25 protein-coding genes are annotated in these 22,787 nt (G+C 49.1%); 21 read left to right on the top strand and 4 right to left on the bottom strand.

Annotated features, from left to right (window positions below; all coding sequences use genetic code 11):
- Nucleotides 1-12 precede the first annotated feature (12 nt).
- The gene (locus BLU47_RS05505) at nt 13-201 is read right to left on the bottom strand and encodes a hypothetical protein (RefSeq protein WP_143025481.1); all 189 of its coding nucleotides are present in this window, start codon (nt 199-201) and stop codon (nt 13-15) included.
- A gap of 184 nt (nt 202-385) precedes the next feature.
- On the opposite strand from BLU47_RS05505, the gene BLU47_RS05500 reads away from it, so the two are divergent.
- Nucleotides 386-2,173, top strand: a complete 1,788-nt coding sequence (locus BLU47_RS05500) for a tetratricopeptide repeat protein (RefSeq protein WP_143025480.1) — start codon at nt 386-388, stop codon at nt 2,171-2,173.
- On the opposite strand, the gene BLU47_RS05495 is transcribed toward BLU47_RS05500, so the two are convergent.
- A complete protein-coding gene (locus BLU47_RS05495; protein WP_143025479.1) occupies nt 2,126-2,788 on the bottom strand; it encodes a Crp/Fnr family transcriptional regulator in 663 nt (220 codons plus the stop codon). The genes BLU47_RS05500 and BLU47_RS05495 overlap by 48 nt on opposite strands.
- A gap of 70 nt (nt 2,789-2,858) precedes the next feature.
- On the opposite strand from BLU47_RS05495, the gene BLU47_RS05490 reads away from it, so the two are divergent.
- The 6 genes from BLU47_RS05490 to BLU47_RS05460 all read left to right on the top strand — a co-directional run bounded on the left by BLU47_RS05490 (nt 2,859) and on the right by BLU47_RS05460 (nt 8,317).
- Nucleotides 2,859-3,485: a TetR/AcrR family transcriptional regulator gene (locus BLU47_RS05490; RefSeq protein WP_091959537.1), complete on the top strand. Its 627-nt coding sequence runs from the start codon at nt 2,859-2,861 to the stop codon at nt 3,483-3,485.
- A 127-nt stretch (nt 3,486-3,612) separates the two neighbouring features.
- Nucleotides 3,613-4,920: a fimbrillin family protein gene (locus tag BLU47_RS05485; protein ID WP_091959534.1), complete on the top strand. Its 1,308-nt coding sequence runs from the start codon at nt 3,613-3,615 to the stop codon at nt 4,918-4,920.
- Nucleotides 4,921-4,926: 6 nt separating this feature from the next.
- Nucleotides 4,927-5,811 carry a FimB/Mfa2 family fimbrial subunit gene (locus BLU47_RS05480; RefSeq protein WP_143025478.1) on the top strand — a complete coding sequence of 295 codons (885 nt, stop codon included), beginning with the start codon at nt 4,927-4,929 and terminating at the stop codon, nt 5,809-5,811.
- A 441-nt stretch (nt 5,812-6,252) separates the two neighbouring features.
- Nucleotides 6,253-6,738 carry a hypothetical protein gene (locus BLU47_RS05475; protein WP_091959528.1) on the top strand — a complete coding sequence of 162 codons (486 nt, stop codon included), beginning with the start codon at nt 6,253-6,255 and terminating at the stop codon, nt 6,736-6,738.
- Nucleotides 6,739-6,743: 5 nt separating this feature from the next.
- The gene (locus BLU47_RS05470; protein ID WP_091959525.1) at nt 6,744-7,100 is read left to right on the top strand and encodes a DUF2958 domain-containing protein; all 357 of its coding nucleotides are present in this window, start codon (nt 6,744-6,746) and stop codon (nt 7,098-7,100) included.
- An 824-nt stretch (nt 7,101-7,924) separates the two neighbouring features.
- Complete coding sequence (locus BLU47_RS05460; protein ID WP_091959519.1) at nt 7,925-8,317, top strand: single-stranded DNA-binding protein; 393 nt, start codon at nt 7,925-7,927, stop codon at nt 8,315-8,317.
- A 425-nt stretch (nt 8,318-8,742) separates the two neighbouring features.
- Here the strand turns inward: BLU47_RS05460 and BLU47_RS14725 are convergent, their stop codons facing one another.
- A complete protein-coding gene (locus tag BLU47_RS14725) occupies nt 8,743-8,898 on the bottom strand; it encodes a hypothetical protein (protein ID WP_176780466.1) in 156 nt (51 codons plus the stop codon).
- Nucleotides 8,899-9,746: 848 nt separating this feature from the next.
- Here BLU47_RS14725 and BLU47_RS05455 point away from each other — a divergent pair.
- The 14 genes from BLU47_RS05455 to BLU47_RS05390 all read left to right on the top strand — a co-directional run bounded on the left by BLU47_RS05455 (nt 9,747) and on the right by BLU47_RS05390 (nt 22,294).
- Complete coding sequence (locus BLU47_RS05455; RefSeq protein ID WP_091959516.1) at nt 9,747-9,983, top strand: hypothetical protein; 237 nt, start codon at nt 9,747-9,749, stop codon at nt 9,981-9,983.
- 88 nt (nt 9,984-10,071) lie between these two features.
- Nucleotides 10,072-11,112, top strand: coding sequence for a hypothetical protein (locus tag BLU47_RS05450; protein WP_143025477.1), 1,041 nt, complete (start codon nt 10,072-10,074; stop codon nt 11,110-11,112).
- Nucleotides 11,112-11,615 carry a hypothetical protein gene (locus tag BLU47_RS05445; RefSeq protein ID WP_091959511.1) on the top strand — a complete coding sequence of 168 codons (504 nt, stop codon included), beginning with the start codon at nt 11,112-11,114 and terminating at the stop codon, nt 11,613-11,615. Before BLU47_RS05450 ends, BLU47_RS05445 begins: the two co-directional genes overlap by 1 nt.
- A gap of 11 nt (nt 11,616-11,626) precedes the next feature.
- Nucleotides 11,627-12,199, top strand: a complete 573-nt coding sequence (locus BLU47_RS05440; protein ID WP_091959508.1) for a hypothetical protein — start codon at nt 11,627-11,629, stop codon at nt 12,197-12,199.
- A gap of 161 nt (nt 12,200-12,360) precedes the next feature.
- Nucleotides 12,361-12,600 carry a helix-turn-helix domain-containing protein gene (locus BLU47_RS05435; RefSeq protein ID WP_176780465.1) on the top strand — a complete coding sequence of 80 codons (240 nt, stop codon included), beginning with the start codon at nt 12,361-12,363 and terminating at the stop codon, nt 12,598-12,600.
- Nucleotides 12,601-12,646: 46 nt separating this feature from the next.
- Nucleotides 12,647-12,889, top strand: coding sequence for a hypothetical protein (locus BLU47_RS05430; RefSeq protein WP_176780464.1), 243 nt, complete (start codon nt 12,647-12,649; stop codon nt 12,887-12,889).
- The gene (gene mobV / locus BLU47_RS05425; RefSeq protein ID WP_091959499.1) at nt 12,870-14,336 is read left to right on the top strand and encodes a MobV family relaxase; all 1,467 of its coding nucleotides are present in this window, start codon (nt 12,870-12,872) and stop codon (nt 14,334-14,336) included. The genes BLU47_RS05430 and mobV overlap by 20 nt, the downstream gene beginning before the upstream one ends.
- 100 nt (nt 14,337-14,436) lie before the next feature.
- Nucleotides 14,437-15,774, top strand: coding sequence for an OmpA family protein (locus tag BLU47_RS05420; RefSeq protein WP_091959497.1), 1,338 nt, complete (start codon nt 14,437-14,439; stop codon nt 15,772-15,774).
- Between the two features lie 71 nt (nt 15,775-15,845).
- The gene (locus tag BLU47_RS05415; RefSeq protein WP_143025474.1) at nt 15,846-17,417 is read left to right on the top strand and encodes a hypothetical protein; all 1,572 of its coding nucleotides are present in this window, start codon (nt 15,846-15,848) and stop codon (nt 17,415-17,417) included.
- A 3-nt stretch (nt 17,418-17,420) separates the two neighbouring features.
- Nucleotides 17,421-17,921, top strand: coding sequence for a PH domain-containing protein (locus BLU47_RS05410; protein WP_091959491.1), 501 nt, complete (start codon nt 17,421-17,423; stop codon nt 17,919-17,921).
- Nucleotides 17,899-18,618, top strand: coding sequence for a hypothetical protein (locus tag BLU47_RS05405; RefSeq protein ID WP_255402098.1), 720 nt, complete (start codon nt 17,899-17,901; stop codon nt 18,616-18,618). Before BLU47_RS05410 ends, BLU47_RS05405 begins: the two co-directional genes overlap by 23 nt.
- Before the next feature lie 4 nt (nt 18,619-18,622).
- Complete coding sequence (locus BLU47_RS05400) at nt 18,623-19,324, top strand: hypothetical protein (protein WP_091959485.1); 702 nt, start codon at nt 18,623-18,625, stop codon at nt 19,322-19,324.
- 7 nt (nt 19,325-19,331) lie between these two features.
- Nucleotides 19,332-21,518 (top strand): type IV secretory system conjugative DNA transfer family protein, encoded by a 2,187-nt coding sequence (locus tag BLU47_RS05395; protein ID WP_091959482.1) that lies wholly within the window; start codon nt 19,332-19,334, stop codon nt 21,516-21,518.
- Nucleotides 21,519-21,625: 107 nt separating this feature from the next.
- Nucleotides 21,626-22,294: a hypothetical protein gene (locus BLU47_RS05390; RefSeq protein ID WP_143025473.1), complete on the top strand. Its 669-nt coding sequence runs from the start codon at nt 21,626-21,628 to the stop codon at nt 22,292-22,294.
- 65 nt (nt 22,295-22,359) lie between these two features.
- Here the strand turns inward: BLU47_RS05390 and BLU47_RS05385 are convergent, their stop codons facing one another.
- Complete coding sequence (locus BLU47_RS05385; protein WP_091959476.1) at nt 22,360-22,764, bottom strand: hypothetical protein; 405 nt, start codon at nt 22,762-22,764, stop codon at nt 22,360-22,362.
- Between the last annotated feature and the right edge of the window lie 23 nt (nt 22,765-22,787).

The raw sequence follows: 22,787 nt of genomic DNA, 5'->3' as shown, positions 1-22,787 counted from the left end.
TTCATTTTCGTTTTATTTGTCATTCCGAGCCACAAAGTTACAGAAAGTCCTCGTAGCCGTGGGGACAGTACCTACGACATTGGCAAACGGCAATGGATGGGATTGTTCGTCAATCACTCGCCCCGTGATGTTACCCTGTGCTTCTGCCGCTATTGATACGATGGCAGCGAGAAGAACTGACGCAAATCTTAATTGTTTCACACTCATTTCTGTTGTTACTTATTTTATTTCTGGGTGCAAAGGTAGGCATAAGTCGGGAGAGAATCAAGAAATGGCTGTTTCATTGTGTTTCCGAGAAACACAGTGAAACACAAAGATTGTCTGAAAATCTTTGTAATACCGTGATTTTTGCGTATCTTTGCACCCGAATTGAAACAATAAGGCGATGAACAGATACGTTAGACTATGCACTCGGTTTCTGCTTGTTTTGTTCCTTGTTTCCTGCAAGGAGGGTGGAGTGATGGACAGGCTCGACCAGATAAAGCATGTGGGCGACAGTGACCCTGCGACGGCTCTTGCAATGCTCGACTCTCTGGAAATAGAGATGCGGGCAGAGTCGGAATACACAAGGAACAAGTACGACCTGCTGAGAATCCGACTGAACGACAAGGCCGACAAGACGGCGACATCGGATATCGTCATCAAGAGTTTGTTGGGCTACTTTGAACGGGAGGGTACGGTGCAGGACAAGCAGGAGGTGTGCTACTATGCCGGCAGCGTCTATCGTGACTTGCAAGATACGCCCCGCGCCCTGGAATATTTCTTCCGCTCGATAGAATATGCTGAAGATGCGGAGGATTGCGACTCGGTGATGCTACAAAACACCTATTCTAATCTGAACTACCTCTATTATGGAGTACAGAACTATCAGGAGGCTGTTGCGACGGGACGAAAAGAACTGGAGGTATGCCGGGCGTTAGGACGCGACAAGGTGGTGCCGCTGCTCCACTTAGGCGGGGCACTGATGGCAACGGACAGCACACGGCAGGCCAAGGCTTATCTTGACGAAGCCCTCCAAGCGATTGAAAGTTCAAATAAGATAGCCCATCAGCAGGGCAACCTCTATAACCTGCTGTGCCACTATGTTGTGTTGGGTGAGCGACAGAATGCCGAACGATGCCGAATACTGATAGACGGCGACCCTATAAATAACTTCGCGGCATTTCCGTGTATAGTCTTGGCCATGTACTACCAGATGACGGGACAGACTGATTCCGCAAGCGTCTGTCTGAACCGGGTGATTGACGACGGTACGGACATCAATAATATGTACGATGCGGCCAAGATGCTCTATCAGATGTACGACGCACAGGGTAATCAGCCGAAAGCCCTCCACTATGCACGGATATATATGCAACTGAGCGACTCGCTGGATTTCGGAAAGCGTCAGCAGTTGGCCGCTACGGTGGGCAACGAGTATCAGTATCACCTGGATCAGAAGAAGGAGCAGCAACTGCGCGATGCAAAGGAGCATTACAAACTGGCGGTGGCTGTCGTCTGCGCCGTCGCCCTGCTTCTGCTGTGTCTTGGCTATGCAGTGTATGTCCGTCGCAGGAACAGGCATCTTGAACAGATAACGGCACTGTCTCAGGAACTGCAAGGCAAGGCCGACGACGAGCAGCGGCTGCGGCAGGAGATAGACCTGCGGGAAAGAAAACTGTCCGAAGCAAAGTATCAACTGGAGAAACAGGATGATGAACTGGGCAAGGTGAAGGCACAACTGGACAAGGTGAGCACCGAACTTACAGGCTACGACATAGAACTGCGCGAGAAGGAGCAACGGCTGACGGAAAAGATGCAGCAGAACCAGACCTTCCTCAATCTGCTGCATCAGTCGGAGTTGGAGGGCAAGGCTGAGGATGTCATCGAGGCCATCCGCCAGTCATCGGAGGGAAAGAAGAACATGAAAGCGGCGGATTGGAAACAACTCTATCAGGCTGTTGACGAACTTTACCCAACATTCAAGGACAAACTTTTGAAAGAGTTAGGCACATTTACAGAACAACAGATGCAAGTCTGCTACCTTATACGTATTGGCCTTTCAAAGCCCCAAATTCAGAACATGACGAATCTTTCCCGCGTCACAGTTTGGAGGTGGGTGAAGAAATATGATTGGGTGGTAGATTCAGAGTCTGTTGATACTTCCAAACGTGACGGCCTTGCGAATGCGTGACAACTGTTGGGGAGTGACGCAGAGGAACGAGGCGATGGCGTTCAGGGGGAGATGGCGGGCGATGCCCGGGCAGCGGCGGAGCAGCAACTCGTAGCGTTCGAGGGGCGTGGCGCGGTGGAGGTCGGTGTAGCGGGCGCGGGCCTGACTGAGCAGGTGCTCGGCAACGAGGCAGCGCAGATCCATCGACTTCTTGTCCAGACTGAACCGCTTCACCAGCTGTTCGCCGCTGACACGGATGATGCGGGTGGGCACCATCGCCTCGATCGTGGTCAGTGCCGGGCCACCGTCGAGGCAGGCGGGATAGTCGCCAGCAAACTCGCCCTCGAACGAGAACCATGTGATGTGTTCCTTGTCGTCGCTGATGCCGTATGTCACGTACTTGAAGCACCCCTCGGTGACGAAGCCGAACCACCGTGCGGGGTCGCCCTCGCGCTCCAGCTGTTCGCCCTTGCGGTACTCCACCATCTTGCCCTCGCGCTCGCAAAACTCGCGCAGCGCCTTGATGTCAATGCTATTTTTCCCGAATTTCTGTTCCATCGTCTGAGAATTTGCTGGCAAAGGTAGTGAATTTGATTGAATATCCGTACAAACAGGTACGGTTTTAACTCTTTTCAAGGAGAATTAGCAGAGGAATGACAGGATTACGGGGAAAAATGTGTAACTTTGCACGCAAAAATATGGGCTTATGCAAGACATGTCAAGAAAGAGCCATAAACGCGAACTGTTCCGCGTGGCATTTAAGATGTTCATCCTGAAATCGTTCGACGGGGTGAGCATCCCCGATATTGAAAAGGCGACGGGTTTTACGCGCGGCACCATCTTCCACTATGCCGACACGAAGCTGGACCTGTTCCGTCAGGTGGTGGAATACTATGTGCTGGAGCGACAGGACATTGAGAGGAAGATTCAGGTCGCTGATGACTGCACGCTACGGCAGTTTATCGACACATACGCAAAGGGCGTTGAGCGGACGATGGAGGCACTGCACGAAATTGTGGGCATGGACGTGCCGATGAGGGACTGCAGCCGTGCGTATCTGAACATGATGTCGCAAATGTCAGTATTGCTTCCCGAAATACACAAGACATTTCTGAACGCGATGGCGAAGGAGGAAAGGCTGTGGATAGAGGTAATAGGCCGGGGCGTGGAGAGCGGCGAACTGCAAAATGACGTGCAGCCCACCATTCTGGCCAAGATCATGATGAGCCTCTTCTACGGTCGCGCCTTCCAGGACTCACTTATTGACGGCATGGACCCGAAACTGCTGAAAGAGGAAATGCTCGCGGTGTATGAGAGGGTGAAGAAACGCTAAGAGACTATTTCAGATACCTTACATATTCTTATTCTTAGTTAAAGTTTATACATACAGCATACAACTTTGTACGGTTTTGTAGTTTTGTTGTTTGGGAATATTCCCAAAACCTACAAAATTGTATGAAATGAAAACAAAAACATTGTTTGCGTCAGCCCTGGCAGTGCTGGGGCTGACGGCGTGTGAGAGAACGCTTGACGTTGGGGAGGATAAGACCTCGACGGGGCAGATGAAAAACTCGGTGTTGCAGGTACGGACACGTGGAGCAACGGGCGACGGGGCAACGGTGGCGTACCCTGTTGCGGTGTATGTGTTCCAAGGTGACGAGTGCAAGACATCACAGGCCATCGGCGACGAGGGGCAGACACTGAACATCGCACTGACGGAAGGGACGTATTCGGTGTATGCCGTGGGCGGTGTGTCGGCATCGGACTATGTTCTGCCTACGGTGTCGAATGCTTTGACGACATCGGCGATAGCACTACAAGAGGGAAAGAAACTGACTGATCTGATGGCGGCTTCGGCTACGGTGACGCTGGTGGACGGTGGGACGAATACCGTCACGCTGGGCATGGCGAGGAAGACGATGCTGATTCATGATGTGACCATCAAGAAGGTGCCCTCGGCGGCTACGGCTGTCACGGTGACGATTGCCCCGCTATGGCATAGCCTGACCATTGGCGGGACGTACAGCTCGACGAACGGCAGTAGCACCATTACGTTGACGAAGCAGGAGGACGGGAGGACGTGGAAGAACAACGGCAGTGCCTATCTGCTGCCACCAAGCAGTCAGCCCGCCAGCGTGAGCGTGAACATCACCGTGGGCGGCACAACGAAAACCTATACATACAACACCAGCGACGAACTGGAGGCGGGATATAAAATCAATATTGACGGAACCTATACCGAGGCCGTGGGCGTGAACCTGACTGGAACTATCACGGGCGCGACGTGGCTTGGGGAAAGGACGATTAGCTTTACGTTCGACGAGGATGGCAGTAGTACGTCGGGGAATGACAATAACGGTGGGGATAATGGTGGTGATACACAGGACTTCCCATCGGTTGGCGACACGTACCAAGGATGCTGCGTGCTTGCCGTGACGGTGGAAGATGATGGGCAGTCGGCTGAGGTGGTGCTGCTTTCGCCCAACGAACGGGCGGTGACGAGTGCCAGTGATGCAGAGTCAGCTCTTGCCAGTCTGGGTGTGGACGGCATCAGCGATTGGACGGTGCCGACCAAAGCGCAGGTGGATGCCTTTGCAGCTGCACGGAACGACGTGACTCCAGCACCTGCAGCCGGAATCTACCTCTATAAGAATAACAACGGTGTATATTATCAGTACAATCTGGCCACTGGCGCTACCGGCTCTGCCAATTATATCACAGGCATCAACCTCCGTCCTGTCGCCATCGTTTCTATCACTAAAGAATAAACCGCTATGAAGAAGTATATGTTTATTGCTCTCGCCCTGCTGGTAGCAGCGTGCGAGAAGCCCATCCTCGACGAGGATGTCGTATCAATGAACGAGGCCAACGTCATCCTCCACATGACGCAGTATGAGCAAGAGGCGTTTGGCAATAATGGAAACCGTGTGGCTACCCGTGCCGCCACCGACATCACGGAGTTATGCAGTCGCCTGAACATCGCCATTTTCGACGCTGAAGGCACGAAGGTCAAGACCGTAACGCAGAAAGAGGGCGATGCCTCGTTTGGCACTGTCGCCCTGACGCTTGCTGCCGGAACGTACCAGCTTGTGGTCATTGCCCACAACGGCGAAGGCTCGGCCACGATTACCTCGACTGAGAAGGTGACGTTCCCGAACAATAAAGTGACCGACACCTTCTATTACTATGGTGACCTGGTTGTGACCTCCGAGGTGCAGTCCTACGACCTCACGCTGACCCGTGCCGTCGCCATGTTCCGCTTGGTGCTGACCGACGATGAAATCCCGTCCACGGTGACAAAGTTCAAGTTCTACTACACGGGCGGTTCTTCGACATTCTCGCCATCGGCAGGCTATGGCTGCGTCAATTCAAAACAGACGGAAATCCGCACAGTTGCCGACGGTGTAACCACTTTCGACATCTTCACCCTGCCTCATACCGAGGAAGATGTATTGACGAAGCTCACCGTCACTGCCCTTGATGCCAACGACAACACCGTGAAGGAGCGCATCTTTGAGAACGTTCCTGTCACCCGCAACCAGATTACCCGCTACACAGGCAGTTTTTTCGGTAGCGGCGGCAGCGGCCAGACCTCCGACGGCACCTTCCGCCTCACCGCCGATCCCGATTGGGACAGCGTGAACGGATATACGTTCTGATGCATCCTAATCCTCTATCTACTTTGAGAGCCGAGGCAAAGCGCCCCGGCTCTCAATGTGCTTAATCTGCTATAGGATTTTCATATATCTTTTTCTATATCCATCTCCATCCCGCTATGTCGCCTTTCATACGTTGGCTTCACTATCGTGTTCTTTACGATTTTCTCTGTGCAAAGGTAGCAAGCCCTTATGACATGGAAAGTACCGCTTTGCTATTTCAGGAGAAAGTTCTAACGGATGCCCCGCGAATTTTCTGCTGAAATTCCTTGCCGTAGTCATTGCTTGGGCTTGCTTTTTTACGCACAAAGAAAAGTCTAAACCCGATAGGGAATGCCGATGATAAAAAAAAGCTCCTTCGCAGGAGATGGACTTAAAAAGAAAAGTCTCCCCCTCCTGGGAGTCCGATAAAAAGACAAGTTTCACAATAAAACAACAAGCATTATGCACGCAAAGGTTTATCAAATCACAAAGCACAGAGTGGACAAAGAGAACTACCTCAACGAGAACACTCTGACACAGGGAGATAGCAGCGATTATGACTATTGTTCCGAAATCTCCGAAGAAGAGAGGGCGGAATCGATTGACACCTTAGTCAACCAAATTCTCCCAAAAGGTATGTTCACCCTCATTGGCAGCGATGAACTCGTTTTTAGGGGCGGTACACCTGAATGGATTCACCAATGGGTACAAACCATCCACAAGAAATCAGAGGATGTCAACGTCATGAACGTGACGCATTGGATAGGTGCAGCCTACCAACTGCAGAAGGTTATCAACAACCCTCTTGGGACTGACTCGCATTTCTATTTGTCTGAGGACACTACCCAGACGTATGGCGAGGAGTCGGCAGAGCTGATGCGGATGGTCTGCAAGCTCAGAATAGGCGAACGCCTCTATGTCGGTGGAATTATTGATTATCATTTTTAATAGCTATGATGAGACTTATGAGCAAGGAGTTGGCGGAATCTCTTGAAAAATATCCGCTTTACAGTCAGGACGGCAAGAAAGCTGATGCCGTAGTGGTGGCCAAGTATTTCTTCCCGTTAACCGCCCTCACATGGTACGTCACCGAAGGACGCAGGGAGGATGATGACTATCTTTTCTTCGGATTGGTAGTCGGTACGGACACCAGCGCAGAAATGGGGTACTTCTCTCTCTCCCAGTTGTCTGAACTGAACGTCTGTGGGCTGAAAGTGGAGCGCGACATGTACTTCAAGCCTAAGAAACTTGGTGAGATCTGCAACAAGTCAGTAAGGGAGTACGTCAACCACTATTTCAAGGAAGATTAATCTGTTTTGTTCACGCACCCCGAACGTCGGGCAACCGGCCAAGGGGTGTTTTTTTTGTTGTAATTCTCTTCTCTATTCCTTCGACCCACCCGCCAACCCAAGGCAGCGGCTCTTTTCTTTTATACCTTGCTGGTTGTATATGGTCTATGGCCTATGGCTTCGCTTGTTTTCTCACTTTATAGATGCCCCTGTCCGAACAGGGTATCTGGCAAAGGAGAGGCCTATTTCTTATTCGTTTTCTCTTTATCTCTATTCTTGGTATTCGGGTCTTGTTACCCTTATCTTCTGGACATTTCTGATGCTTAGTGGCTACAAGTTTCGTGTTGTGGACGGTCTTTATTGGTACACTCTGCGGGCGTAACCCTTCGACCATCACGACACCCTTTGTCAATAGTTCTGGCATGTAGCCTTGATACTTTTCCTTTGCCTCAGAGGATTGCACGGCTCTCCTTGCTGTGCCTTCTCCATGCGTCTTTGATGCGCTTATCTGGGCAGATACGGTCACGGGCTGGTTGACTCTCGTTATTCATTTCGGTATAACCTGGCATCGGTCGTTCTACGTCTTCACATCATTTTTTCGGGCGATGTCATATACAATTTTCCGTTGCAAAGTTAGCGACAGCGGCGCTCGTCAAGGGCGCACATCCTGTTTTGCTCGAAAAAAATCAAAATAAATTTGGGGAAGGCTTTCCTTAATCCAAATTTGTTCAGAGCCGCAAGGGTTTATTTTTTGTCGGCATTCCCTTGTCTTATGGCACCTTCTCCTGTCTTGCTATTCTAAGCAGCGTAAAATTTAAATATTAACATCTAAAAAAATTAAAGTTATGAAGACAATGAACAACTTTCAGATTTCAGGTTTTGTAGTAAACAACGCTACCATCAACCAGTTCGCAACCGCATCAATCGCCCGCTTCGGCCTCTCAGTTCGCCGCACGGAGAAGATCGATGGCACAGAGAAAAAGGTTTCCGCAATCCTCAACATCGAGGCATGGAAGAGCAACGAGGCTTCTGACAGCTTCAACATCCTGACCAAGGGTACTCGCGTGACGGTCGAGGGTTACTTCAAGCCCGAAGAGTGGACGGATAAAGATAACGTTAACCACAACACTATAAAACTCGTGGCCACCAAGTTCTTCGAGATGAAGGACGAAGATAAGAGCGACGAGACCCCGGCTGAACAGCCAAAGGAGGAGAAGAAAATGAAGGCTAAGAAATAACGGCCTTCTCCCTTTTCTGCCAGGTGCCTCTGTTTTCGGACAGGGGCATCAATCTGTTTTATTATCTGAGGATTGTATTCTTTTCTATGTGCTTTCACCCTGGGCTATCTACACATTTCTTATTTATATATAGGCATTTCTTGGGTCTATGTTTTTCAATTTTTCGTGCTCATAGTAAGCTCTTGTATCTCTCGTAACAGGTACGTTATGAGAAGAACAACAGCCTGCTATGAGCACTGGGCAGACGCGGACATATCCTTTGAAGGGTCAAAGGAAAAGACCGCCTGATGTCTGCCTGCACTTATCTCTATGGCTCCGCTACACTTTGCTTTTCTCTGTGCTATCATTTCCCGGCCACCCAGCCCATGTTTCCGCTTGAAAACGCTATCCATTTCACGGCAGCCTACGTTTCTGATGGCTTGCTGCTATCGTCGAACCTTTCCTCCTGTATTTCTCAAATGACAGTCTTCAACGCCATTTGAAAGATACTTCCAGAAAGGCTTGATGATGGCAGCGGCTTGAACTGTCATGGCTGCTGCGAGGTGGATGGCTAATATCGACGCTGCTGGTTTTGTGCTCATAAAAAGCTCTTGCATTTCATGGAGCAGGACACCTGCCTCACGAAGTGCAACAGCCTATTCTGAGCACGGGGCAGACGCGCACATATCCTTTATGCCAAAGGAAAAGTGCACCGGATGTCTGCCTAAACTCTTTATTATATCAACTCCCGACCACCCGCCCCGTACTGTTTTCTTATACCCTTTGGGACTTCTCCGTCGCCTTTCAGACGGCAAAACTGCTATCAGTTATTGACGACTTTCCCCTGTGCAAAGGTAGAGAGGCTTGATGAATATGCAAGTACCGCAGGCTATTTCGGGAGCAAGTTAATGAATGAACTTCCTGCCGAAATTCCTTGCCCTTTCATCAACTAACCTCTCTTGTTCTTGGCACAAAGAAAAGTCTATAACTGATAGGATATGCCGATGAAAAAAAAGCTTCTCCGAAGTGGGGTTCTCAAAAAAGAGAAAGTCTAACTTCCAGGAGATCCGATAAATATTGCATTCCGACAAGTGAGTGTGAGGCAAGTGTGTAATAACGGCGGCTGATGGGCGACCAGGGCTGCCAATAAACGATATAATTGAAGATGACTATGCAACTGATAGTGCTCTATATACTGTGGCGTTTCACCAAGGCAATCCTCGTGGGATGGTCTAAGGATAGCCATTACAGAGACCGCTGAACAGAGCCTGTTCTGGTGTCTTTTCTGGTTGTCACCCTTCTAATTCTTGGGCGACAGCTATTGTCGTGTCCTGATGCTAATGGGCAAATGTTAAATTTGAAAAGGTTTTCTGCAAAATCCTGAATGAGTCGTTTTTTAGCTGTTCCTTTGCACCATTTATTTCAGGATTTCACTTAAAATTTTAGAAAAATGAAAGCAGTATTTAATTTCCAGATCAAGCTCGACGACAAGCAGACTTCGGTTCTTTTCGGTATGGAGGAGTGCAAGGGTGTGGACATCGAGCTCTTTAACGAACTATCGAAATTGTTAAAGGAAACGAAGTTGAAAATCATCAAGACATTGGAGAAAGGAGGAATAGTTGAGAAGCCCGTAACAGAGAAACCGGCAGCGTCGGAGGCTCATGGCGGGTCAAAGGATAGTGAGTAATAGTTTTATAAATCTGTGTCATTAGTTGCGGGTGTGTATGGTGTGATTGGCACTTGCACATCCGCTTTTTAATTCAAAAAACTCAGTTATGATCAAGAAATTTTGTTTGAAAACGTACATGGGTCTGATGGCTCTGGCTGTCATCACCATGTTATCGGGATGCCAGAAGAAGGGTGTCCGTGTGAAGGATGTGAATGGTGCTCTGGCGGTATGCAAGTCGGAGCTGACTGTACTCCAGTCGAAGAGTTCTGCATCGATAGACGAGCTGGTGGAGTATATCAACCTGACAGAGCAGATGGAGGATTCCATCATCTCTTTCTCTATGCGTGATACGGCTTATGCAGCCAACCAGAAGATGCAGGACGAGGTTTTAAACGTCAGCGATTCTCTCAGAACGGAGATTCTCAGACTGGCTTTCTCGAAGCCGCGTTCACTGGCTGATGTGGTGTTCATCAAGACGAACACGACTAACGGAGCGAAGAAGTTCATCGATGAGAAATCACAGAAACAGGCTGACAGGTTCTTTGCGAAGCTGGATAACAACGCGACATACAAGGATCTCGACAAGACTCTTCAGGAGTATGACCGTATCTTGTCTGACCCTAACTATATGCATATTGAAAGCCGTGAAATATTCAGGGATTTCCTGAAGAAGGAGGATATATGCTTCCGTTCCATGCTCCAGTTCCTGCCTATGGTTCCCCAGCAAAAGCTTCAGGAACTGACCGACCAGACAGCAAGGATCTGCAATACATTCTATGGTACCGGCAAGGATTCCTTTGCCTCCATCGATGAGATAGCAACGTATATGACCATGCGCTATAACCGACGTATCTTACAGAATGCAGAGGTGTGCAGAGACCAGATCATGAACGGTTTGAAGATAAATCCGGTCATCGCAAGGAACTACCGATGGATGCTCATGCAGCCGTATTTTACCATTGATGAAATATCTATGGCTGCGCTCTCTTCCGGTCAGCAGCAGCTCATGCTGGACATTGCCCAGGACATGCCGGAACTCTACATAAAACTGGATAAGTGTCCGTCCAAGGTCAATAACGATGAACTGCAGTTCCTCGATAAGATATCGGTATATCTTCTGAAAACTCATATCAAAAACATCATATAATGGAAAATATCAAGATTAATCCAAGCCTCTCTACAGAGGCAAAGTATGCCCAGTCTGGGCTATCCGTCATGGACTTTAACATCAATGAGATTTGTAAGAGACTGACCATTTTCATGAATGCCTGTCAGGAGTCTAAAGCTGTTGAGAAGGCAGTTGAATGCTCAGTCATCAGCTATTCCCTGGACCGGCAGATGATGATTGATGATGTCATCCAGCAGATTCAGGAACTGCTGTCTTTGACTGTCCTGCTTGCTGTCAAGTCGAAGGATAACAGCAGCATGGAGTGTGTCGCATATACGAAGCCGACACTGGGAAACATGGCTGTCGTGCATCTCTATTCTTCTATGCATGGCTGTCTGGAATCGTTCTTCATCAACGTATATGACTCGGCTGAGATCATGTACGAGGCGCTTCATAAGCGGCTTGAACGGCTCCAGAACGAGCAGGATGTGGTCATCCTGGAGTCGGTTAATCCTATTCAACTTATCAAGGACTTTCACTAATATTCTTTCATATGGAGAAATTCTTAGTATCAATAAGACTGCTATTCTTCCTGGCAGTAGCCATCATCACATTCTTGGCTACAAGGCCTCATGGCTATGGCTATATCGGCAGGAAGATAAGGGCTGCAAAGCAGCGTTTCCACAATTTCCACGAGCGCATGAAGACTTCTATCAATGCACGGAAATACTTCATGTTTATCATTGAGGTGTGCCTCATTTCCATCCAGTTCATAGACTATACCCTGCTGACGGACTACCACTATTATTTCGACTTCTACATGTTCCCGACGGCTCAGTTCTTCCTCTGCTGGATATTGACACTTATGTTGTTCCCGTTTGGCAGAGGTTATAAGTTCGCTGACCGGTTGTATTCTACCTACAACAGAAGCCGGAACGCTTTCGGTGGCTTCGCTACCTGCGAAATCATTCTGGTTTTCTCGCCGTTCATGCTGTTGGCTGATGTCGGTTTCATCATCCTCATCGCCATGATCATGTACCCGGATATGATGGCGGAACCCAACCCGAAAGGACGCAAACCGATACCTCTTCAGACGGAAGAGAAGCAGCTGAAGAAGGCCGCATAGTCAACTGATTCTTGGATTTAACTGCAATCTGCGTTATGGATTCAAATGGTTTTTATATAGCAATCAGTGACTGTCTTATCCGCTTTCTGGGTAAGTCTCTACCTAATAGGACATCACGTTTCGAGGCGTTTCAATACCTCGTCGCCAAACAGAAAGTGAAAGTGGATCAGGACTTTGACGGTGGTGTCCGCATACCGTTTCTTGCTAAGGTCAGTGACCTTTCCAAACGCTGGAACTGGAGCAGAAACACCGTCTTTTCGTTCCTCAGAACGCTCGAAAATGATGGCGCTATTGAGGTAAAGCAATGCCAGAACGGCACTCTTATCCGCGTGCTTAACATCTTTCGTAAGGACGCAAAAACAAGTGAAAACAATGGCGATTCCTGTTCAGCTGAACGTTGATTCAGACCTCATGAAGCACCGCTGCCTGAGCTGCCAAAGGTGGCTCATGGCAGCGGCAGAGAGGTCAACTGCAAAAAATCGGCAGGCTGTCGTGACTGGCCAAAGTGGGCTTGCCCTGCCTGCTCAATTTTTTTTGTTGGGAAGCCTAATTCCCCTAAAAGTTCATTTTAGGGAGGTGGCGGCCTTGGAAAGAGCAAGCTCTGGCCTTTGTTTTTCAAGGTTTCCGGACATGGATGACAGAATCAAAAAAAATGTAAAAGAAGACAATTATGGCTTATCAGGTTCTTGACATCAAGACACAGAAAGGCATGACCGAAGCGGAGAGTGCCGAGCATCTGAGGAGAAACACCAAAGGGGCCCTGAAGTTTGCTAAGCGGAAAGGCAACTATGATTTTACGCGTGAGCATCTGAACTTCGAGGTGACGAAAGGCGGGGTAATCTCCGAGGTGGACAAAAAGCACAGCATCCCAAAGCGGATGGTGGCTAATCTTGGCCGTCGTGGTATACGGGACAAGAACGAGGGGCTGGAAGAACCTCAGTTCCGCACCATCGTCAACCTGATTCTTGGCGGTTCACGTACCCAGATGAGACGGCTGGCTTTCGGTGACCAGGAACTTAACGATAACTTGGGGGCTGACAACTCGCATCTGACACGTAAGGAGGACATCGAGAACTGGGCAAAGGATATGTATCAATTCTTGGCCAAGAAATATGGGGAGGACAACATCCTTGCCTTCGTCGTTCATCTGGACGAGAAAAACCCTCACGCTCACTGTACGCTCATGCCTATCAACGAGAAGGGGGAATTTAAGTTCAAGGAGATATTCGGTGGTGAGAAGAAGCTAAAACTCAGCAAGAAGTTCATGGAGCTACATGATGAGTTGGCGGTCATCACACAGAAGTACAACCTGCAACGCGGCACTCATATCGCTGACACTGGCGCACGGCACAGGACAACGGAAGAATACTATCGTTGGCTGGATCAGCAGCGTGAACAGCTGGAGCAGAAATGCAGCTCCCTACAGGCTGAGATTATCATCTATCAGAATACGAAGCGTAGCCTCGAAGATGAAATCAAGAAGGCAGAGAAGCGTGTGAAGGGTCTTACAACCATGATCTCCAACCTTGAAAATGACAAGACGAGTATCGAGCGGCAGATTGCCGACCTCAAAGCATCAGGTGAAGAGACAACACGCGAGAAGGAAGCACGGCTGTTTATTCTCCAGCAACAGCTCCAGAACATCGAAAAGAAGATTGAGGACAAGCAGGAGAAGCTGAATACTGCTAACGGCCAGCTCCGCGAGCTTGGCAACCAGCACCGTGAACTGTACGAGGAGTATGAGCATCTTCAGGGAGAGATTAACAAGGTCGTTCCTCTTGCACAGGAGCGGGCTATGCGTGACGTACAGGCGCAGCTGTCTCAGATGATGATTGACGACACGAAGGTGCAGTTCTCCAGACTGTCACAGTTGGATGCCACCACGCTTGACTACTTCGAGGGTACGCTATTGATGGATATGGCTGAGCATGGTCAGGCTATCATGACAGTTGCTGCAGCTCTCTTCCTCGGCTATGTGGATCAGGCAACGGAGTTCGCACAGACGCATGGCGGTGGCGGCAGTCCTGACAGCGACTGGGGTAAGAAAGACGGTGAGGATGACCGCAAATGGGCAAGGCGTTGTCTGGCAGAGGCGGCACGGCTCATGTCGGGCAAGAGTCGTGGCAGGTCGAGATAAGTGTTAAAAACAAAAAGGTTTTCTGCAAAATCCTGCATGAGTCGTTTTTTAGCTGTTCCTTTGCAGCACTTTCCAGGATAATCAAAAATTAAAGTTAGAAATGAAAAGTATAAGATTGTATTTTGCAGCCTCTCTGCTTCTCGCAGGAAGCATGTACGCAGAGGCAAAAGTGTTTCAGGATGACAGCATCAGCATCTCATCCTGTCGGTTTCATTCGTCAGAGCCGCTGACTCCCACCTATCTGGATGATGCAGTCGGTGGACTGTCTTTCTGGTCGAACTGGTTCCTGTCCGTTCAAGGTGGTGAAGCGGCATTCATGGGAAAGCCTCTCGGATGCAGTGACTTCTTCGGAAGGACGAAGCCATTGCTGACCATCGCACTTGGTAAGTGGTTCACGCCTCATTTCGGGGCAAGGCTGGCATTCGACGGCTTCAAGTTCAAGGATTATAGCCTTACGTCAAGGTCGTACCAGAATCTTCACGTTGACCTGATGTATAACGTGCTCAACGGCTATAAGCATGACAAGGACGGGCTGGGAAGATGGGGACTGATACCTTTTGCGGGTGTCGGTATCATCAACAACTCTTATGCCCGGAAGAATCCCTGTACGCTCTCTTACGGCTTCATCTGCCAGTATCGTATGACACACCGACTGTTATTGTCCGGTGAGATTGGGGCCACGACGACATTTCAGGATTTCGACGGTGTAGGTGACAGCCGCAGACTCGGCGACCATCTGCTTCGTGGCTCTCTCGGCCTGACAGTCATCATCGGCAAACCCGGATGGAAACGTATCATCGATCCGATGCCGTATGTCTATCAGAACGACTGGCTTCAGGGATATGTGTATCAGTTAAAGGATCAGAACGAGGTATTGGAGCATAAGCTGGCCAAGGATAAAGCAGCCATGAACGAGATGAAGAAAATCCTGAAGATCAAAGGACTGTTGGAAGCTGACATTGATTCTCTGGAAAATCGAAGCTCCTATCCGAAGAACAACTACAGCGGACTGAACGCACTAAGGGCGAGGATGAAAGGAAGCACCCTGGCATTGACTGACAGTCAGCCAGCACAGCCGAATCCGACGGACTCCACACAGAATGAATATATCGGTGTGCCAGTGAACTTCTTCTTCAAACTGAATACCGCTGAGCTGACAAGTAAGGCGCAGCATCTGAACATCGCAGAGATAGCGAAGGTGGCCAAGAAGCACAATCTCTATGTCCGTATTGTCGGAGCGGCAGACAAGGCTACGGGAACGGAAGAGAGAAACAAGAAACTCTCGGAGGCAAGAGCGGCTTACATAGCGGCACAGCTGGAGAAGAGAGGCGTACCGAAAGAACAGATGGTTCTGGAAGGCCTCGGTGGCATCAGCAGGTTCAAGCCGGAGGAGATCAACCGATACACAAGGGTCATGCTATACCACAATTTGCCATAATTTTAACTGGAACTTGTATTGCCTCGCGCATGCAAGTTCCTTCATCGTTTAACACCAAAGAAGTTTTCATTATGTCTACAATCAGAAAAGAGTATAATCCCACAGGGGATATTGCAAGGAATCTGGACGAGACTCTGAAAAAGAACGGCATGGAGGCTCATCTTAGGGAAGTCGGTGACAGTTATCAACTGCTGGTGATGAGCCACGACTCACCGCAGATGACCTACACCGTCAGTAAGGCCGACGCACTGAAGATGATGAACGGTGGTTCCCATGCGTCAGACAAGAAAGCATATAATACGTTCGTATCAATCGTCAGGAATGATTTCTATGTTCCTAACAACTACGTCCATGCCAAGAACGTGGGCAGTCATGTGAACATGGGACTGAACGGCTATCGGGCGGATTTCCAACCAACGGGAAGGCCGTCACTGGCTACACCGCCACTGGTCAGAGGTGCAAGGCCTGCACCGATGGGCTATCCGCTCAGAAGGATTGACGGAAAAGTTTATCCCGCCGCACCGCTCATGGTGCCTGAGCGTCCGGGAGGTGTCATGAAACCAGGTGAGCTACAGTCTGGTGGCTATGGCTTCTACTTCAAAGGACAGCAAAGCAAGATGCAGGCTGATGTGCTGGCCAACCTCGGAAACCTTGATGTGAAACCCGTCGAGCGTGTCAACGGTCAGGCGATACCCTACAAGGAGAGTATCACCTCACCTGTCTATTTCAACAACAAGGCTCTTCAGGAGGTGCTTCGCTCTCATGGCATCGTCATCGATGAGAAGGAAAAGACGCTGACCATCCAATCCTCAGAGGTCCCCAAGGACATCCGCTATCATCTGACGGATGAGGAATATGCCAAGCTGACAAATAACAAGGTCAATAGTAAGGATGGTGTGTCGATGGATGCGCGTCTGGACATCATCAACAAGGTCATTGCGGCTGACTTCGCAGGAAAGGTAACGATGGATATGCTCAACAGCAGGAATCTGGTGGACATCAGACTGAAGCCGGAGGCAGAAGCGGAGATCCTACATATCCAGAGGCCAAAAGAGGTATTCCCTGAACAGCAGCGGATGCAGAGACGTAATGATGACCTGTCGGGTACACTGGACGCAGAGCATAAGGTTGGTGTCGTGGACGGCAGGGAGCTGAACCGCCTGAAGGACACAAAGGGCTGGTATCGTGAAGAGACACATGGACGTGAGGTGTCCGTCGGTGCCATCACCGTAGAGCCTGACCTCCAGAGCACAGGTAAGTACCGCATGACTGCCATCATCGACGGACAGCGCGTGAGCCATGAGATTACCCAGAAACAGTATGATAAGTTCATGGCCGTTGATGACTACCATCGCATGAAGCTGTTCTCAAAGGTGTTCCCGGAGGTCGAGATGAAGGGTAACGGCAATGGCGTGAATGTCGGTGCTGCCATACTTGCGGCCTTGACAGTCGGCACTGGTGTTGCTACGGCCATCGCCAGGCCTCGCCCGGCACCAGAGGTTTACGTTGACAGGTATGAGGCAAATGCCGTCTTTCATAAACCAGGAGTGATTGATGCTGCCACCATCGCCGCCGCACAGTTCGAGAGTGAGTCGGCAGGCAGACAGCCAGCACCGCAGGAGTCATTAGGCATGGGGAGATAGCGTATGGATAAAATAGAATCACAGACTTCCTTCACGACTTTCAGACTGAAACCGCACTGGATCCAATATGTCATAGACCAATTGCCTTGGCTGGTCATCTGTTGTGGCGGTTTCCTGTTTGCCGGGGATGAGACGCTGCCGTATAGGGAGTTTCTTCTTTATGCCGCCACTGCTTTGCTGGCCTATCTGACATATCAGGCCCTTGATTTCTGGCGTATCGAGTATATCGTTACAGGGGAACAGCTGGTGTTTAAGCATGGCGTTCTGTTCCATTCCTCAGACTATATGGAACTATACAGGGTTGTGGACTATCAGGAGAACCGTAGCCCGATGCAGCAGATAACAGGACTGAAGAATGTCACATTGCTCTCTGGTGACCGCTCCCTGCCGAAGCTGACACTCAGAGGCATCAGAGGGAGTTCGAGAATCATTGAGCATATTAGGATCAGAGTCGAATACAACAAGAAAAGAAGAGGAATTTATGAGATTACAAATCGTTTCTAACAGAGTCAGACGGATGATGGCATGTGCGGTTCTTTCCGCATGTGCCGCTTCTGCCTTTGCGGGTATAGTGGAAACTAACCCTCTATGTATCGCTGCCATCGCTGAAGGATATGCCGTCATCCAGAAGGGTGAAAAGGGACAGACACGCAATCAGGCTGAGATGGCAGTACTCCAGAACGCCATCGGTGCAGAATACACGATGATGAAGAACTGGGAGAGCAAATATAACTCGTACCTGAAGACAGCACAGGGCTATGGCACTTCACTGAAGGCTTCTATGGCCATCTACTCTGAGGGTGTCAGGACACTGAGGTATCTTTGGGAAATCAGGAAAGCTATCGGACGTAACCCTGAAGGGGCTTTTGCCACATTCTCGATGAACAACCTGTATCTGGAAACGGCATCTGAGTTCCTGAAGGTGTATAACCTTCTCAACAAGACCATCGCACAGGGTGGCACGAAGAACATGCTCAACGGTGCAGAGCGCACACAGATGCTCTGGACTGCCAACGATGAGCTGGCTTACCTGAACCGAAAGCTCAGGTCTCTCATCATCAGCATCTCCTACTATAACCTTACGGATGTATGGAACAACGCTACGGCTGGGCTGACCAGGCGGGGGTTGGGAGAAGTGGCAGGACAGGCTCTTGACAGATGGAGAAGGGCTGCCAAGGTATCAATGGAAATCAGAAGATAGGCTTATGAGAAAGATAGCAATCCTCATTCTATTCTTGGCATCAGTATTCCGTCCTACGGAAGTCCTGGCACTCATCGATCCTGCCAGAGCTGCTGCCATCGATGTGGCATCGGAACTGGAGAAGAAAGCACTGAACGCCCAATATAAGGTGCAGATGCTACAGTCAACTGGCCATCTGTGGGTACGTCAGGAAGTGGATGCCGTGACGGACTTTCAGAAGGAGTTCAATGATTATGTCAGCACATTCAATAACCTGCTGACCTATGCTGCTGAGATTTACGGCATCTACTATGATGTCAATAGTCTGGCCAACACGCTCCAGTGGCTGGGCAGGGAGATCGACAACCATCCTGAGAATGCCTTTGCCGTCGCCCTTTCCACAAGGAAGAACAACATCTATATGAAGGTGATGAAGTCTGGTGTGGACGTGGCAATGGATATCCGTCAGTTCCTGATGAGTACCAAGGGAAAGGCTACCGAGGCACAACGGATGAAGATACTGGGTGCCATCAGGCCCAAACTGAGACAACTGGATAAAGAGATCAAGATTCTCTGTAAGTACATCCGCTATACCTCCATCAACGACCTGTGGCGTGAGATAACAGGTCGGCACTACACACCAACATCCAAGAAGGACGTGGCCATCCGATGCCATCAGGACTGGATGAGCAGTGCCAAGAACGCTAAGAATACAAAACACAAATAACGACAAAATGGAAGAAACCAAAGAATTACAGAATGTGTACAAGATATTCCGTACACTGATTTATGTTACGCTGCTGATAGAGTTCTTCGTCTATGCCATGCCTTACCAGACGCTGGCATCACTGGGAACACTCTGCCTTGATTTCCACGACAGGCTTTCTCAGTTCGCTATCTACAAGCACGGGAACCTGATATACAGTAAGCTGGTCACGCTGGTAATGGTTATAATCACTTGCATCGGCACTCGTAATAAGAAGAAGATTGAGTTCGACGCGCAGAAGATGATATTCATCCCCTTGGTGACTGGACTGGTACTGCTGATTTTCTCTGTCCTGATATACGGCTGGGATATGTCGATCCGTCTGTATGCTGTCCGTGCAAACATCTGGGTATATATGCTGGCATCCGTATTCGGAACGCTGTTTATACATACGGCTCTCGACAACGCATCGAAGCATCTGAAGACAGGGCTTCTCGATGACCGTTTCAATCTGGAGAACGAATCGTTTGAGCAGAACGAGGAGCTTCAGCAGAACAAGTATTCGGTGAATATCCCCATGAGATATTACTATAAGGGGAAGTTCCGCAAGGGCTGGGTGAACATCATCAATCCCTTCCGTGGCACATGGGTTGTCGGTACGCCTGGATCTGGTAAGACATTCTCCATCATCGAGCCGTTCATCAAACAGCATTCTGCAAAGGGCTTTGCTATGGTGGTCTATGACTATAAGTTTCCGGCACTGGCCACCAAGCTCTACTACCACTACAAGAAGAACAAGGCACTGAACAGGATTCCTGAGAACTGTTCGTTCAACATCATCAACTTCGTGAACGTGGAGTATTCGCGTCGCGTGAATCCTATCCAGCAGAAGTATATCAACAATCTGGCAGCAGCACAGGAAACGGCTGAGACCCTGATTGAGTCCCTGCAGAAGGGCAAAAAGGAAGGTGGTGGCGGTTCTGACCAGTTCTTCCAGACTTCTGCCGTGAACTTCCTCGCTGCCTGTATCTACTTCTTCGTGAACTATGAGAAGCAGCCGTATGATGAGAACGGCAAGCAGCTCTATGCAGAAAGGATTCAAGACCCTGAGACCACACAGATGAAACCTACAGGCCGTGTGTTTACCGATGCTACCAAGGCGCACCGTGTAGAACCTGCCTACTGGCTGGGCAAATACTCGGATATGCCGCATATCCTCTCATTCCTGAACCTGGACTATAAACTGATCTTTCAGGTGCTGGAAACAGACCGTGAGGTGGCTCCTCTGCTTGGCCCGTTCGCCACAGCTCTGAAGAACCGCGCTATGGAACAGCTGGAAGGTATGATTGGTACACTGCGTGTAAACACGTCTCGTCTGGCCACCAAGGAATCCTACTGGATATTCCATCGTGACGGTGATGACTTCGATCTTAAAGTGTCAGACCCAGCCCATCCGAGTTATCTGCTTATTGCCAATGACCCGGAAATGGAGAGTATCATCGGTGCTCTGAACGCCCTTATCCTGAATCGTCTCGTCACCCGTGTCAACAGCGGACATGGCCATAACGTGCCTGTATCAATCATCGTCGATGAGCTGCCCACACTATACTTCCATAAGATAGACCGTCTGATAGGTACGGCTCGTTCAAACAAGGTGGCCGTGACACTGGGTTTTCAGGAGCTGCCACAGCTGGAAGCTGACTACGGCAAGGTGGGTATGCAGAAGATTATCACGACGGTTGGTAACGTCGTCAGTGGCTCTGCACGTTCCAAGGAAACGCTGGAATGGCTGTCAAACGACATCTTCGGAAAGGTGGTACAGATGAAGAAGGGTGTCACCATTGACCGTGACCGTACTTCCATCAACCTGAATGAGAACATGGATAACCTCGTGCCTGCCTCTAAGATATCAGACCTGCCTACTGGCTGGATATGCGGACAGTCGGCAAGGGACTTCGTGGAAACGGCTGTAGGACGTGGTGACTCGATGAACATTCAGAAAGCAGAGGAGTTCAAGACCTCTAAGTTCTTCTGCAAGACGGACTTTGACATGGATAAGATCAAGCAGGAGGAATCGGAGTACCAGGAGCTGCCGAAGTTCTACAACTTTAAGTCCAGAGACGAACGGGAGCGCATCCTTTATGCCAACTTTAACCAGGTGACAGAGGATGTCAATCAGATGGTGAAAGACCTCCAGCAGTTCTTTAAACGGTAAGTGTGATAGAAATTATTGAATATTTGGAATTATTTTTGAGAATCATTTCCATATTTGGGAAATAATGTGTACTTTTGCAATGGATTTAAAAACACAATAGTATGAAAATGAAGAAAATTCTTATAGCACTTACCATCCTATGGTCATCATCCGTTTCTGCAAGGCAGAACGGATTCTACATGTCGGCACTCAGTTCAAGGGCTGACAGCACTTTCTCCTGTAGTGTGTCGGCGAAGTTTGAGAATGGCCGCTTTGTCCGTTATACGGGCTGTACCATCTTCCCATATACAAAGACTCCTAACGCCAAGGTCAGGCTGTCATTCGATGCAGACGAGACTCCAAGGTTCCTGGAGTTCCTGAAGAAGGTAAGGGACAAATACGCTGAATGGGACAGTATCGCCAAGGCTAACCATGTCACTGGCTATTCCAAGAAGATGCCAGTAGAGCTGAAATCCAAAGGCGGTATCTGGTGCATCTTCTATGTAGGGAACAGACCGCCAAGAAGCACGTTTGACATGAACAAACAGTGGGAGTTCCTGATTCCATACTTCTCTGTTGATGTCAATGGCAAGAGCCGTGTCACTTGGAGTACCAGTAAGCTGGAGTACACCGTCAAAGGTGGTAGCATGGCCATTGGAACCAGCGTAGAGGTTGAACGATGCAGCGGAGGAGAGTTCGCCTTCTCCTCCGTCAGCGAGATTCAGAGCCTGATAGACTGCTTTGATGTCGAAAGGCTACGAGAGCGGGACAGAAGTATCGGGAACTTATTCCAATAAAGTGAAAGATGGAGCCTCATTACGAAGCCCCATCTTTCTTCTAAAAATTTAAAATGAAAAAATAATCAATCTTCTTCTGTAATGACGGGGTTCCCCAAAACATCCGTAACCGGAATACTATGATTGGGGCGAATGAACTTACCCGTAAAACTTCCTTCCAGTAGATATATAACGGAATCATCATTCAGATTAAAATAATCAGTCATCATCTTGGATATCTGTTCATATTTCATTTCGTCGGGATCTTGTTTGTTGACAAGTTTCCCTTTCACGTAGAGAACCTGATTTTCTTCTTTGTCTAATCCTGCCATTCCTTCTATAACTTTGTCATCTGTAGAAGCCGCGAAATAGATGGGATAGACAGGAAGGAAACCTGCAGATGGCAGATAATCGATACAGGAAACTAAGTCTATCAACTCTTTCTTATTGATAGTAATGGCAGTCTTGCCGGGATTCCAAATTGGTTTCATTTGATATTCGTTTTTATGTTGTT

Origin of the sequence: Prevotella sp. tc2-28 (assembly GCF_900107705.1) — a bacterium.
Lineage (GTDB): Bacteria > Bacteroidota > Bacteroidia > Bacteroidales > Bacteroidaceae > Prevotella.
The sequence above is the reverse complement of the archived record's forward strand: the minus strand, read 5'-3'. Positions and strand labels throughout refer to the sequence as shown.

Excerpts from the sequence above, each read along its gene's own strand:
- BLU47_RS05500 (WP_143025480.1), top strand. The coding sequence starts at position 386 with ATGAACAGATACGTTAGACTATGCACTCGGTTTCTGCTTGTTTTGTTC.
- BLU47_RS05490 (WP_091959537.1), top strand. The coding sequence starts at position 2,859 with ATGCAAGACATGTCAAGAAAGAGCCATAAACGCGAACTGTTCCGCGTG.
- BLU47_RS05485 (WP_091959534.1), top strand. The coding sequence starts at position 3,613 with ATGAAAACAAAAACATTGTTTGCGTCAGCCCTGGCAGTGCTGGGGCTG.
- BLU47_RS05480 (WP_143025478.1), top strand. The coding sequence starts at position 4,927 with ATGAAGAAGTATATGTTTATTGCTCTCGCCCTGCTGGTAGCAGCGTGC.
- BLU47_RS05475 (WP_091959528.1), top strand. The coding sequence starts at position 6,253 with ATGCACGCAAAGGTTTATCAAATCACAAAGCACAGAGTGGACAAAGAG.
- BLU47_RS05470 (WP_091959525.1), top strand. The coding sequence starts at position 6,744 with ATGATGAGACTTATGAGCAAGGAGTTGGCGGAATCTCTTGAAAAATAT.
- BLU47_RS05460 (WP_091959519.1), top strand. The coding sequence starts at position 7,925 with ATGAAGACAATGAACAACTTTCAGATTTCAGGTTTTGTAGTAAACAAC.
- BLU47_RS14725 (WP_176780466.1), bottom strand. The coding sequence starts at position 8,898 with ATGAGCACAAAACCAGCAGCGTCGATATTAGCCATCCACCTCGCAGCA.
- BLU47_RS05455 (WP_091959516.1), top strand. The coding sequence starts at position 9,747 with ATGAAAGCAGTATTTAATTTCCAGATCAAGCTCGACGACAAGCAGACT.
- BLU47_RS05450 (WP_143025477.1), top strand. The coding sequence starts at position 10,072 with ATGATCAAGAAATTTTGTTTGAAAACGTACATGGGTCTGATGGCTCTG.
- BLU47_RS05445 (WP_091959511.1), top strand. The coding sequence starts at position 11,112 with ATGGAAAATATCAAGATTAATCCAAGCCTCTCTACAGAGGCAAAGTAT.
- BLU47_RS05440 (WP_091959508.1), top strand. The coding sequence starts at position 11,627 with ATGGAGAAATTCTTAGTATCAATAAGACTGCTATTCTTCCTGGCAGTA.
- BLU47_RS05430 (WP_176780464.1), top strand. The coding sequence starts at position 12,647 with ATGGCAGCGGCAGAGAGGTCAACTGCAAAAAATCGGCAGGCTGTCGTG.
- mobV (WP_091959499.1), top strand. The coding sequence starts at position 12,870 with ATGGCTTATCAGGTTCTTGACATCAAGACACAGAAAGGCATGACCGAA.
- BLU47_RS05420 (WP_091959497.1), top strand. The coding sequence starts at position 14,437 with ATGAAAAGTATAAGATTGTATTTTGCAGCCTCTCTGCTTCTCGCAGGA.
- BLU47_RS05415 (WP_143025474.1), top strand. The coding sequence starts at position 15,846 with ATGTCTACAATCAGAAAAGAGTATAATCCCACAGGGGATATTGCAAGG.
- BLU47_RS05410 (WP_091959491.1), top strand. The coding sequence starts at position 17,421 with ATGGATAAAATAGAATCACAGACTTCCTTCACGACTTTCAGACTGAAA.
- BLU47_RS05405 (WP_255402098.1), top strand. The coding sequence starts at position 17,899 with ATGAGATTACAAATCGTTTCTAACAGAGTCAGACGGATGATGGCATGT.
- BLU47_RS05400 (WP_091959485.1), top strand. The coding sequence starts at position 18,623 with ATGAGAAAGATAGCAATCCTCATTCTATTCTTGGCATCAGTATTCCGT.
- BLU47_RS05395 (WP_091959482.1), top strand. The coding sequence starts at position 19,332 with ATGGAAGAAACCAAAGAATTACAGAATGTGTACAAGATATTCCGTACA.
- BLU47_RS05390 (WP_143025473.1), top strand. The coding sequence starts at position 21,626 with ATGAAGAAAATTCTTATAGCACTTACCATCCTATGGTCATCATCCGTT.
- BLU47_RS05385 (WP_091959476.1), bottom strand. The coding sequence starts at position 22,764 with ATGAAACCAATTTGGAATCCCGGCAAGACTGCCATTACTATCAATAAG.